This is a genomic window from Kitasatospora sp. NBC_01266 (assembly GCF_036242395.1).
Taxonomy (GTDB): Bacteria; Actinomycetota; Actinomycetes; order Streptomycetales; family Streptomycetaceae; genus Kitasatospora.
Map to the genome: position 1 here is coordinate 8,306,536 of NZ_CP108458.1, position 12,084 is coordinate 8,318,619.

The window sequence follows — 12,084 nt, forward strand, 5'->3', positions numbered from 1 at the left end:
ACGTGGATCTGAACACGGTGGCGGAGGTGCGCGACGCCCGCGAGCGCGTGGCGTGGCGGGACGGTGACGCGTGGCTGGGCGGGGGCACGTACCTCTTCTCCGAGCCGCAACCCCGGCTGCGCAGGCTGATCGACCTGAGCCGCACCGGCTGGGCGCCGCTGCGGATCACCGCCGACGGTGACCTGGAGATCGCCGGGACCTGCACCATCGCGCAGCTCTCGCGCTACCCCAAGCCGGCCGGCTGGACGGCGGCGCCGCTCTTCGAGCAGTGCTGCCGGGCCTTCCTGGCCTCCTGGAAGATCTGGAACATGGCCACCGTCGGCGGCAACCTGTGCAACTCGCTGCCCGCCGGTCCGATGATCTCGCTGGCCGCCGGCCTGGACGGGACCGTGCTGCTGCTCGACCAGGCCGGCGGCCGGCGCAGGGTGGCGGTGGCGGACTTCGTGGTCGGCGCCGGGCGCAACGTGCTGCGGCGCGGCGAGCTGCTGCGCGCGGTGACCCTGCCGGCCCGGGCGCTGGCCGCCCGCACCGCCTTCCGGCAGGCCTCGCTCTACGGGCTGGGCCGCTCCGGCGCCCTGCTGATCGGCGCCCTCGAACCGCCCCTGCCCCTCGAACCGCCCCTGCCCCTCGAACCGCCCCTGCCCCTCGGCCGCACCGCGCCGTCGGGGACCGGCACCCTGACCATCACCATCACCGCCGCCACCGTGCGGCCGATCCAGCTGCGGTTCCCGGTGCCACCGAACGCCGAGGCGGTGCGCGAGGCGGTCGAGCACGCCGTGGCGCCGCACGAGTACTTCGACGACATCCACGGACTCCCGGCCTGGCGGCGGCACATGACCTTCCGCTTCGCGGAGGAGATCCGCCGGGAGCTGACCGAGCCGGCGCACACGGGCGCGGCCTATTCGCACGCCGAGGAGGCCGGACGATGAGCTTCGCGATCCGCGTCAACGACCAGGACTTCGACGCCGACCCCCGCCCCGGCCAGTGCCTGCGCACCTACCTGCGCGAGCGCGGCTGGTTCGGCGTGAAGAAGGGGTGCGACGCCGGCGACTGCGGCGCCTGCACGGTGCAGGTGGACGGTCAGCCCGTGCACAGCTGCCTCTACCCGGCGGTCCGCGCCGAAGGCCGCTCGGTGACCACCGTCGAGGGCCTGGCCAAGGACGGTGAGCTGCACCCGATGCAGCAGCGGTTCCTGGACGCCCAGGGGTTCCAGTGCGGCTTCTGCACGGCGGGCTTCCTGATGACCACCTCCGCCCTGGACGCCGAGCAGCTCACCGACCTGCCCCGCTCGCTCAAGGGGAACCTGTGCCGCTGCACCGGCTACCGGGCGATCGAGGACGCCATCCGGGGCGTCAAGCACGCCGAGGAGCCGTGCGCGGGTCAGGCCGTCGGCCGCAGCCTCGGCGCCCCGGCCGGGCCGCTGGTGGTCACCGGCACCGCCCGCTACACCTTCGACGTCGAGGTCGAGGGCCTGCTGCACCTGAAGCTGCTGCGCTCCCCGCACCCGCACGCCCGGATCCGCTCCATCGACACCTCGGCCGCGCTGCGGGTTCCCGGTGTGCACGCGGTCCTCACCCACCACGACGCGCCCGCCAAGCTGTACTCCTCCGCCCGCCACGAGCACCCCACCGAGGATCCGGACGACACCCGGGTGCTGGACGACGTGGTCCGCTTCGTCGGCCAGCGGGTCGCGGCCGTGGTGGCCGACAGCGAGGGTGCCGCCGAGGAGGGTTGTCGCCGGATCGTGGTCGAGTACCAGGAACTCCCGTACGTCATCGACCCGGAGCAGGCGATGCTGCCAGGGGCGCCGGTGATCCACCCGAAGGGCCCGGAGTCGCGGATCTTCCGTGCCGAGGACAACGTCTGCGGCGAGGTGCACGGCGAACTTGGCGATGTCGAGCAGGGTTTCGCCGAGGCCGACGAGGTGTACGAGGAGACCTTCCAGACCCAGCGGGTGCAGCACGCCAGCCTGGAGACCCACGGCTGCCTCGTCTCCTTCGAACCGCAGGTCGACGAGGAGGGCACGGAGACCGGCGAGGAGCGGATCGTGGTCCGCTCCAGCACCCAGGTCCCGTTCCTCACCCGGCGCGCGCTCTGCGACCTGTACGACCTGCCGATGGAGAAGGTCCGAGTGGTCGCGGGCCGGGTCGGCGGCGGGTTCGGCGGCAAGCAGGAGATGCTCACCGAGGACATCGCGGTGCTCGCCGCGCTGAAGCTGCACCGGCCGGTGAAGCTGGAGTTCACCCGCCCCGAGCAGTTCTACGGCGCCACCACCCGGCACCCGTTCAAGGTCACGGTGAAGGTCGGCGCCAAGCGCGACGGCACCCTGACGGCCCTTCAGTTCCGGGTGGTGGCCAACACCGGCGCCTACGGCAACCACGGCCCGGCCGTGATGTTCCACAGCGTCGGCGAGTCGATGGGCGTGTACCGGGCGCCGAACAAGAAGGTCAACGCCTACTCGGTGTACACCAACTGCGTGCCTGCCGGGGCCTTTCGCGGTTACGGGCTCGGCCAGGTCACCTTCGCCCTGGAGTCCGCGATGGACGAACTGGCGCGCCGGCTCGGCATCGACCCGCTGGTGCTGCGCGAGAAGAACGTCATCGGTCCCGGCGAGCAGATGGCAGGCCCGACCGGTGAGGAGGAGGACCTGCACATCGCCAGCTACGGCCTGGACCAGTGCCTGCAGGTGGTGCGCGAGGCCCTCGCCGCCGACCGCAGCGCCGAACTGGCCCCCGAGGGCTGGCTGGTGGGCCAGGGCTTTGCGATGGCCGCGATCGCCACCGGCCCGCCCGGCGGGCACTTCGCCGACGCCACGGTGAAGCTGCTGGCCGACGGCAGCTACGACATCGCCGTCGGCACCGCCGAGTTCGGCAACGGCACCACCACCGTGCACAAGCAGATCACCGCCGGGGCGCTGGGCACCACGGTCGACCGGATCGCCATCCGGCAGTCCGACACCGACGTGGTCAAGCACGACACCGGCGCGTTCGGCTCGGCGGGCACGGTGGTGGCGGGCAAGGCCGTGATGAAGGCCGCCAACGCGCTGGCCGAGCAACTCCTCTCCTTCACCGCCGAGTACGCCCGCACCCCGCGCGGCCTGCTGCGGCTGACCGCCGACGCGGTGGACTGCGACGGGCGGCCGGTGCCGCTCAAGGAGGTCTTCGAGGCCGCGCGCGGCGCGGGGATCGAGCTCAAGGCCGACGGGCACTGGGGTGGCTCGCCGCGCTCGGTGGCCTTCAACTCGCAGTGGTTCCGGATCGCCGTCGACCCGGACAGCGGCGAGATCAGGATCCTGCGCAGCGTGCACGGGGCCGACGCCGGGAAGGTGATGAACCCCATGCAGTGCCGTGGCCAGGTCGAGGGCGGCGTCGCCCAGGCGCTCGGTGCGACCCTCTTCGAACAGGTGCTGGTGGACGAGCGCGGCGAGGTGACCACCGCCGCCTTCCGCCGCTACCGCCTGCCGGCCTTCGCCGATGTCCCGCGCACCGAGGTGCACTTCACCGAAACCTCCGACGCCATCGGCCCGTTGGGCGCCAAGTCGATGAGCGAGAGCCCCTTCAACCCGGTCCCGCCCGCCTTCGCCAACGCACTGCGGGACGCGACCGGCATCCGCTTCACCGAGGCCCCGTTCCTGCGCGACAAGGTGTGGCAGGCGCTGCGGGAACGGGCAGCGCGACCGTAACTGTGCCGCGAAGGAAGCTTGTTGACTGTTACCGTCGCACGCCGCGCCGTCAGAACAGCGTTGCCGCCGGGTCCGGTTGCCCACCGGTGCCCGGCAGTGCGTCCTGCCAGGCGTCGGCCGTCGAGGTCGGCAGCTGCCGCATGCTCGCCTCGCACAGGATCAGCGAGCGGCGGTCCTTCTTGTGGTCGTGGACCACGCCGTAACCGGCACGCCGGGTCGGCATCAGGGCGACCGGGCGGCCGCAGCTGGGGCATTGGATCCGAGGAGCGCGCATACGGATCAGGGTGCCAGAGGCCACTGACAGCGCGCAGCCCGCCCGGGCGCGGAACCTGCGGCAGCCGCGCCGTGGCCAGAGGTGTGGAAGGCGTGCGACAGGCCCGCTTGAGGAGTCAGGCGCTCGCGCACGGTCTCCCGGACCCGGACCAGGGCGCGGCTGCCGTCGAGGGCTCGCGGATGGGGCGCGGGCCGGGGCCCCGTGCGGTGGGGCCGAGGCCTATCCAAACAGGGGCGCGGCCGGTGCGGCGACTGGTGCCGGGCACCACGCGGCGCGCGCCTGCCTGGGTGATCGAACAGCCGGCTCGGCCTGGTGGTCGCGGTACCTCAGCGGCCTACCGGTTCGTCAGCGGCTCAGCGGCTCAGCGGGTTTGGCGGATCGCCGTGCGCGGGACGGTCCGGAGCAGCAGCGGCTGACCGGCGGCCAGCAGCAGGCAGCCACCCGCCATCGCGAACCAGAGGGCGCCGCTCCCGGCGCGGGCGAGCAGCTGGGTTCCGAGTACCGGCGCCGCGACGGCCGCGATGCCCCAACTGGTGCCGTAGGCAGCCAGATAGCGGCCACTGGCGCCGGGCGGGGCGAGGTCGGCGACCACGGCGTAGGCGCGGCCGAGCAGCAGCAGCTCGCCCAGCCCCAGCGGCACCGTTGCGGCGAGCAGGCCCGCCAGGGTGTGCGCGATCGCGTAGCCGGCCAGCCCCGCCGCCAGCAGCAGGTAGCCCGCGCGCAGTGCCGCCGGGGCCGGCAGGGCGGCGAGTCGTGGCCGGCGCAGCAGCGGTTGGCCGGCCAGCACGGTCAGCGCCGAGGCGGTGTAGAGCAGCCCGGCGTCGGCGGGCGGCAGGCCGTGCCGGGCCAGCGAGAGCGGCAGGGCGACGGAGAGTTGCAGGTAGACCAGGGCGAACAGGGTGCCGGAGCCGAGCATGGCGAGCAGCGCGCGATCCCGCCAGGGGCTGATCGGCGACGCGTCGGCGGTATCCGGGCCGCCGGCCGAGGAGGGCCGGTCCGGCGGCAGCACGGCGCGCACCACGAGGGCGCAGGCCAGGCAGCTCACCGCGTCCGCGACGAAGAGCCACCGCAGGTTCCAGCGGCCGAGCGCGGCGGCCAGCACCCCGGCCACCAGCCCGGCCGCCGCCAGCGTGGCGTTGAGCAGGCTGTAGGCGCGCACCCGGTCCGAGGGGCCCACCGCGTCGGCGATCATCGCCTGGCTCGGCGGTTCGTACAGCTCGAAGGCCAGCCCGAGCAGCACGGCGAACCCGGCCGCACCCGCCAGGCTGCCCGCCGTCGCGAGCCCCAACTGCGCGACGGCGCAGCCGGTCAGCCCCAGCACGATGGTGCGCCGGCGCCCCAGCCGGTCCGCCAGCCGCCCGCCGGCCAGTCGGGAGGGGATGGTGGCGAGCCCGAAGGCCGCGCCGACCAGTCCGGCGGTCGCGGTGGAGGCGCGGAAGTCGGTGCTGATCAGCACGGTGAGGAAGGCGAGCGAGAAGGCCGCGAGGCGGTTCACCGCGCGGGCCGCGATCAGCAGCCGGACGGCGCGGGGCAGCGGGGGGCACGCTGCCGCAGGATCCGGGTTCGGGCCAGTGGGTGGTTCGGCTGGAGCTGTGCCTGAGCGCATCGGAGTGCCAATCGTCACTGGTGAACCCTGTATCGTCAGTGACGGACGCTAGAGGGCAGAGGAGTAATTGGTCAAGTGATGTTCGACAGTCACCTGGTGACGCTGCTGGACGCCGCGGCCGCCCTGGTCAACGCGCTGACCGACGGCGACCGGCGCGGCAGGCCCCACGCCGCGCCGCGCGGCGCCGAGTTGGCGCCCGCGATCGTTGCCGCCCTGCCGCCCGCCGGTACCGACCCCGCCGCCATCGGCGCGGACCAGGCCGACTACCTGGCGGCCACCGCCCGGCGGATGCGCGAGGTCTTCGAAGCGGTCGCCGTGGGCGACCTCGACGCCGCCGCCGGCACGCTGAACCCGCTGCTGCGCTCGGCCGGTGCCCGGCCGCAGCTGGACCGGGTGCCGGGCGAGCCCTGGCAACTGCACTTCCACGGCACCGACGACACCCTCGCCGTGGGTTGGAGCGCGGGCTGCGCCACGGCGCTGGCGCTGGCCATCGGCAGCGAGCTGGCCGGCCGCCTGGGCCTCTGCCAGGCCGCCCGCTGCGACCAGGTCTACGTGGACCGCTCACGCAACGCGGGCCGGCAGTTCTGCTCGACGGCCTGCCAGAACCGGGCCAAGGCAGCCGCCTTCCGGGCCCGCCGGGACAGCGCGGGAGCGGGCTGAGCCCCGGTCAGCCCCGCGCGACGGTGACGATCGCCGGGCTGGCCTCCGTCAGCGGGCCGCCGCGCAGGTCGCCGAACTGCTCCTCGATCACCAGCCCGGCCTCGGCCAGCGCGATCCCCAGCGCAGCCCGGTCCAGGAACCGCAGCCTGCTGCCGCTGCGCCGGGGCGGCCGCCCACCGGGGAAGCTGGCCCTGGCGGGGGCCAACTGCTGCAGGCGGCCGGCAAGTTCGCCTCCTTCCGGCGGCACGGCAGACTCCTGGCAGCGGCTGTCGAGCAGCCGGTGCGGAGCGAGGAGGCGGCAGTCGGTTGAGGTGTCCCGCGTTCGGCCGTCCGGGTAGCGCAGCGTGCGGACCGTTTCGCCGAGCTGACGGCGGGTCATGCGTACCGGGTCGCCCCGTGAACCCAGGAGGCCCGCACTCGTGCTGTCCCGTCCGCTGCGCTCGCTCGCCCTCGTCCTGCTGGCTGCCCTCGGGCAGTCCTCCGTCGGCTGGGCCGCCGCGCCGTCACCGCTGACCGCCGACGACCTGAACCGGGGTCGCCTGAACCGTGAGCTGGCCGAGCTGGTGCAGACGCCCGGCGGGCCGCCCGGTGCGATCGCCGTGCTGCGCGACGGCGATCGGGTCGAGGCCTTCCGGGCCGGAGTCGCCGACCTCGCGGGCCCGGCCGCCCGCCCGCCGCAGGCCGACGACCACGTGCGGCTGGCCAGCGTCTCCAAGGCGTACAGCGGCGCGGTGGCGCTGGCCCTGGTGGATCAGGGGCGGCTGAGCCTTGACGACACCATCGCCCAGCGGCTGCCCGATCTCCCGGCCGCCTGGGGTGCGGTGACGCTTCGTCAACTGCTCAATCACACCAGCGGCTTGCCGGACTACCCCGGATCACCCGACTTCCAGGCGGTGCTCAAGGCCGACCCGCACCACATCTTCGACCCGCACTGCCTGCTCGCCTACGTCGCGGACCAGCCGCTGGCCTTCATCCCCGGCACCGAGTACCACTACGCCAACTCGGACAACGTGGCGGTCGCCCTGATGGCCGAGGCCGGCACCGGGCAGCACTACGAGGACCTGCTGCGCACGCTCGTCCTGGACCCGCTCGACCTGCACGCCACCAGCCTGCCGCGCGGCTTCCGGATCCCCGAGCCGTACCTGCACGGGTACGCCGTCGACCCGCCCGCCGGCCCGGAGGACGTGAGCACGGTGTACGGCATGTCCGGCCTCTGGGCGGCCGGCGGCATGATCTCCACCCCGCGTGAGCTGAGTGCCTTCACCGCCGCCTACGCGGGCGGTCGACTGATCTCCCCGGCCACCCGCGCGCAGCAGCTGACCTTCGTCCCCGGCCGCTCCCAGCCCTCCGGCCCCGGCCGCAACGAGGCGGGGCCTGGCGATCTTCCGCTACACCACCCGGTGCGGCGTCGTCTATGGCCACACGGGCAACTTCCTCGGCTACACCCTGCTCACCGCCGGCACCCCCGACGGCCGTCGCAGCCTCGCCTTCGTCGTCTCCGAGCAGCTCAACGACGCCGGGCAACCGGAGCTGGTGGCCAGGCTCCGCGCGGTCCAGGAGGACTTCGTCTGCCACCTGTTGGGTACTGCTTGAGCCGGGCCGCCAACCCGCAGAGATCGTGACGTAGCATCAAGCCGGTTTCAGCAGACGGTTATTGACGGGCGTCCGCCGGATCGGCGGCGTACCATCGCACCCGTGATCTCAAACGCCCCCACTGCACTGTCACTTCGGCCCGAGACCCCCGAGGATGAGGACGCGGTGCGCGAGTTGCACGCGCTGGCCTTCGGTGACAGCGAGCGGGTGCCGGGGCTGGTGGACGCGCTGCGGGCCGCCGAGGCCGCGCTGCCCGCGCTCTCCTTCGTCGCCACCCTGGAGGGCCGGGTGGTCGGTCATGTGCTGCTGAGCGCCTGTCGGTTGGACGCGCCGGAGCGGCTGGTCGACGTCTACGCGCTGTCCCCGCTGGGTGTGCTGCCGGAGTACCAGGGCCACGGCATCGGTGCCAGGCTGATCGAGCACGCGCTCGCGGCGGCCGACCAGCAGGGCGTGCCACTGGTCTTCTTGGAGGGCTCACCGCGCTACTACCGCGAGCGGGGCTTCGACGCGGCGGAGGAGTTGGGCTTCCGTCCGCCGACGCTGCGCTATCCGCCGGGCGCCTTCCAGGTGGCCAGGCTGTCGACCTACCAGGGCTGGATGACCGGGACCTTCGTCTACGCGGAGCCCTTCTGGGCACTGGACTGCGTCGGCCTGCGGGGCCTGTGACCGACGGTGCTGGGTGGCCGGGCGCGGGAAAAAACCGGTCGCTGTTGATCCAGGTTTCTGGAACCCTGACCAGCATGAATCCGGACCCCGTCGACCAGGCTCGACGTCTCGCCCGTGACCGCTTCCCCGATGCGCTCGCCGTGCTCCTCGCCGGGTCGACGGCCGCGGGGCGAGCCACCGCCGGCAGTGATCTGGACATCGCGGTGCTCGTCGCGGACGGCGGGGAGACGGGGCGCGAGACCATCCGGTTCGAGGGTCGGGTCGTCGAACTCTTCATTCACACCCGGGCCGGCCTCGCGGAGCTCTTCGCGGCGGACGCCGCCAGCCGCCGTGCGGTGCTGCAGAGCATGTATGCCAGCGGCCTTGTCCTGGTCGACACGGACGGTGCGGCCGGGTGCGCCCGCGCGCTGGCCGAGGCGGACCTGCGCCAAGGGCCGCCGGCGCTGGAACCGCAGGCGGTCGAGACGAAGCGGTACGGGCTGACGGACGCACTGGACGACCTCGCCGACACGGGCGACCGGATCGAGCGCCTCGCGGTGGCCGGGTTCGTGCTGAACGCCGCCGCCGAGTTGCTCTGCGACCACCACCGCGCGTGGACCGGCAGCGGGAAGTGGCTGCCGCGGCGCCTGCTGGCAGCGGACGCGGTGCGTGGGGCCGCGCTGCTCGAAGGGCACCTGGGGCTCTGCGAGTCGGGGGATCCGGCGCTCCTGATCGACGCGACGGCGGCGATCCTCGACCTCGTCGGCGGGCCGCTTCGCGAGGGCTACCGCAGGACCTGGCGCGGTGTCATCGAATCGCTCGCCGGCACTGCCGGACGTTGACGAGTCCGACCGATCGACCCGGAGGTGCCATGTCCCCGCAGCTGAAGTTGACCATGATCACCCTCGACTGCGCCGACCCGTTGGCGCTGGCGGCGTTCTACCAGCAGGCCACCGGCCTGGAACCGCACCCGAAGTCGGACGCCGACTTCGCCGCTCTCGGCCGTGCGGACGGACTGTTCCTCGGTTTCCAGCGGGTGGACGACTACCGGGCGCCGCGCTGGCCCGACCAGAGCGGTCCCCAGCAGTTCCACCTCGACTTCACGGTCGAGGACCTGGCCGAGGCCGAGGCCCGGCTGCTGGAACTGGGCGCCGGCAAGCCGGAGTACCAGCCAGGGGAGGGGAAGTGGCTGGTCCTCACCGATCCGGCCGGGCACCCGTTCTGCCTGGTGCGGGGCTGATGGCCGGCTCCCGGCTGCCGGGCCGTGCGGGAGTGCGCCACCAGCCGGCAGCCGGCGCGGGCAGGATGTGCGGGTGAACACTGTGACCATCACCGACGAAGACCGCCGGTCGCTCGGACTCTGGGCCGCTGACTGCGCCGAGCGGGTGCTGCCGCTCTTCGAGGCGAAGGCTCCGTCCGACAGCCGCCCGCGCGAGGCGATCGAGGGCATCCGGGTCTTCGCCCGGGACGGGAAGCGGACCCGGCAGCTGCGCACCCTCGCCGTCGCGGCGCTCGCGGCCGCGCGCGAGGTCGGCGATCCGGCTGCCACCGCCGCCGCCCGGGCCGCCGGCTACGCGGCGGCGACCCCCTTCATCCACCCGCTGGCCACCCCGCACCAGGCGAAGCACGCCCTGGGGCCGGCCATGTACGTGGCACTCGCTCGCGAACTCGCGGCGGGCGACGACACCGGCGTCGACGCTGAGGCCGACGCCGACGCCGACGTCGGCGACGCGGAGATCCGCTGGGCGATCGAGCACGCCCCGCCGGCGGTTCGCGGGATCCTGCGGCAGCTGCCGGTGTTCAGCCCTGGCCGCAGCCGCCTGGACGGGTTCCGCCACCAGCTCGACGCAGCCCTGCGCCGCTGATCACTGAGGCGCGCGACCGGTCGGCCGACCGGTCGCGCGCGCTGCCACCTGGACCGGGTGGCGCGGTCAGCCCTCGGCCGGCAGCTCGTAGATGTGGTCCGGGGTGATGACGGAGGTGATCGCCTTGGCGATGATGGTGCTGGGCTCGAAGCCGTCGTGCAGGATGTCGGTGTTGATCAGGATCACCATCGTGGCGTCCTCCTCCGGCAGGTACATCGTGACGCTCTCGTAGCCGGGCAGCGACCCGTTGTGCCCGATCCAGCCGTGGGTGTTGAACAGGCCCAGCCCGTACCCCGCGCCGTCGAACCCGGGGACGGGGATGAACTTCTCCCGCTCCGCCTGGGTGGCCGGGGAGAGCAGGGTGCCGGTGGCGACGTCCTTGGCCCAGTGGTGCAGGTCGTGCAGGTCGGAGATCATCGCGCCGGCCGCCCAGCCCCAACTCGGGTTCCAGTGCGTCGTGTCGGCGATCTCACCGGTCAGCGTCTGGTTGGTGTAGCCGTGCGCGTGCGGCTTCGGGAACTCGGCGCCCTGCGGGAGGAAGGTGCGGCCCAGGTGGGAGGGTCCGGTGACGTGCTGCTGGATGAAGTCGGCGAGCGGCATCCTGCCGAGCTTCTCCACCAGCAGGCCGAGCAGGATGTAGTTGGTGTTGGAGTACTGGAACTGGGTGCCCGGGGGGAAGACGTTCGGGTTGCGGAAGGCGTACCCCAACAGCTCCTGCGGCGTGAACGGCCGGGTCGGGTCGCTGAGGAAGGCCTGCACGAAGCCCGGGTCGGCGCTGTAGCTGAACAGGCCGCTGCGCATCTCGGCCATTTCACGGATGGTGATGTGGTCGCCGTCGGGGACCCCGTCGAGGTAGGCGGAGATCGGGTCGTCCAGCTTGACCAGTCCCTCGTCGACCAGCTCCAGCACGGCGGTGGCGGTGAAGGTCTTGGTCTCGCTGCCGATCCGCATGTTGAGGTAGGGCTTCATCGGTGCGTCGGTCGCGGTGTCGGCCACCCCGGTCGACCTGATGTAGCTGCCCCGGCCGGGAAACCACAGACCGACCGTCACACCGGGGACGTTGGCCTCCTGTTGGGCCTGCGCGATCGCCTTGTCGAGGCGGGCCGTGAGTTCGGGGTCGAAGCCGTGCGGGCAGTCGTCCGCGTACGGGTCGGCGGTGGAGACGGCGGCCGCCGGTGGGGCGGCCTGGGCCTGGGGCGCGGCAAGCGCCAGCGGGGCCAGGGTGGAGAGGGCGAGGAGGGCGGTGGCGAGTCGGCGGGCGGGGGCACGGCGCATGGCAGGACGTCTCTTCCGGGGTGAGGGGACCTTGCTTCAGGCAAGGTCACCACCTGCCCCGGCTGCGGATCCCGCGTCCTGGCGCGCCACTCGGCGAGTCCACCCGGACGGGCCTGCTGCCGCAGGCCTCGCCGACGGGCCACCGACACGCCGCTCAGTGCCCGAGCACGCCGGTCAGTGCCCGAGCACGCCGGTCAGTGCCCGAGCACGCCCGCGAAGTCGGTGCCCAGGTTGGCGAGCTTGGTGAGGTCGCCCAGGTCGGTGATGCCGCCGACCGGGATGCTGTAGGTGTGCTGCTGCTTCGAGGGCGCCGGGTACGCCGGGTCGCCGGCCGCGCATGCCGAGGCGGTACCCGCCAGAGCGGCGGCGGTGAGCAGGACGCCGGTGACGGTGAGTCGGATCGCGGTACGCATCTGGTCCTCCGGGGGTGGGGTGTGGCCGTCCTGATCAACGGCCGGTGACCCGATCGGTCACGCGAAGGCGG

12 protein-coding genes and 1 pseudogene are annotated in these 12,084 nt (G+C 73.3%); 8 read left to right on the forward strand and 5 right to left on the reverse strand.

Annotation, left to right across the window (positions count from 1 at the left end; all coding sequences use genetic code 11):
- The first annotated feature begins 2 nt into the window (after window positions 1-2).
- Together OG403_RS35545 and OG403_RS35550 are read left to right on the forward strand one after the other, a co-directional pair.
- Window positions 3-929 (forward strand): FAD binding domain-containing protein, encoded by a 927-nt coding sequence (locus OG403_RS35545; protein ID WP_329571822.1) that lies wholly within the window; start codon window positions 3-5, stop codon window positions 927-929.
- Entirely contained in the window at window positions 926-3,682 is a 2,757-nt protein-coding gene (locus OG403_RS35550) for a molybdopterin-dependent oxidoreductase (protein ID WP_329571824.1), read from the forward strand. Before OG403_RS35545 ends, OG403_RS35550 begins: the two co-directional genes overlap by 4 nt.
- 49 nt (window positions 3,683-3,731) lie before the next feature.
- On the opposite strand, the gene OG403_RS35555 is transcribed toward OG403_RS35550, so the two are convergent.
- Both OG403_RS35555 and OG403_RS35560 read right to left on the reverse strand, forming a co-directional pair.
- Window positions 3,732-3,905 carry a hypothetical protein gene (locus tag OG403_RS35555; protein WP_329571826.1) on the reverse strand — a complete coding sequence of 58 codons (174 nt, stop codon included), beginning with the start codon at window positions 3,903-3,905 and terminating at the stop codon, window positions 3,732-3,734.
- 412 nt (window positions 3,906-4,317) lie between these two features.
- Window positions 4,318-5,451 (reverse strand): MFS transporter, encoded by a 1,134-nt coding sequence (locus OG403_RS35560; protein ID WP_329571828.1) that lies wholly within the window; start codon window positions 5,449-5,451, stop codon window positions 4,318-4,320.
- Between the two features lie 189 nt (window positions 5,452-5,640).
- Between OG403_RS35560 and OG403_RS35565 the strand changes: the two genes are divergently transcribed.
- Window positions 5,641-6,222, forward strand: coding sequence for a CGNR zinc finger domain-containing protein (locus OG403_RS35565; RefSeq protein WP_329571830.1), 582 nt, complete (start codon window positions 5,641-5,643; stop codon window positions 6,220-6,222).
- Window positions 6,223-6,229: 7 nt separating this feature from the next.
- On the opposite strand, the gene OG403_RS35570 is transcribed toward OG403_RS35565, so the two are convergent.
- Window positions 6,230-6,601, reverse strand: coding sequence for a hypothetical protein (locus OG403_RS35570; RefSeq protein WP_329571832.1), 372 nt, complete (start codon window positions 6,599-6,601; stop codon window positions 6,230-6,232).
- Between OG403_RS35570 and OG403_RS35575 the strand changes: the two are divergent.
- The 5 genes and pseudogenes from OG403_RS35575 (at window position 6,600) to OG403_RS35595 (ending at window position 10,325) form a co-directional block, all read left to right on the forward strand.
- Window positions 6,600-7,815, forward strand: a pseudogene (locus OG403_RS35575) (serine hydrolase domain-containing protein). The gene OG403_RS35570 and the pseudogene OG403_RS35575 sit on opposite strands and share 2 nt — an antisense overlap.
- 102 nt (window positions 7,816-7,917) lie before the next feature.
- A complete protein-coding gene (locus tag OG403_RS35580; RefSeq protein WP_329571834.1) occupies window positions 7,918-8,481 on the forward strand; it encodes a GNAT family N-acetyltransferase in 564 nt (187 codons plus the stop codon).
- A gap of 74 nt (window positions 8,482-8,555) precedes the next feature.
- Entirely contained in the window at window positions 8,556-9,302 is a 747-nt protein-coding gene (locus OG403_RS35585; RefSeq protein ID WP_329571836.1) for a nucleotidyltransferase domain-containing protein, read from the forward strand.
- Between the two features lie 29 nt (window positions 9,303-9,331).
- Complete coding sequence (locus OG403_RS35590) at window positions 9,332-9,700, forward strand: VOC family protein (protein ID WP_329571838.1); 369 nt, start codon at window positions 9,332-9,334, stop codon at window positions 9,698-9,700.
- A 73-nt stretch (window positions 9,701-9,773) separates the two neighbouring features.
- A complete protein-coding gene (locus OG403_RS35595) occupies window positions 9,774-10,325 on the forward strand; it encodes a putative immunity protein (protein ID WP_329571840.1) in 552 nt (183 codons plus the stop codon).
- 66 nt (window positions 10,326-10,391) lie between these two features.
- Here the strand turns inward: OG403_RS35595 and OG403_RS35600 are convergent, their stop codons facing one another.
- Window positions 10,392-11,600, reverse strand: a complete 1,209-nt coding sequence (locus OG403_RS35600; protein ID WP_329571842.1) for a serine hydrolase domain-containing protein — start codon at window positions 11,598-11,600, stop codon at window positions 10,392-10,394.
- A gap of 194 nt (window positions 11,601-11,794) precedes the next feature.
- A complete protein-coding gene (locus tag OG403_RS35605; RefSeq protein WP_329571844.1) occupies window positions 11,795-12,013 on the reverse strand; it encodes a hypothetical protein in 219 nt (72 codons plus the stop codon).
- Between the last annotated feature and the right edge of the window lie 71 nt (window positions 12,014-12,084).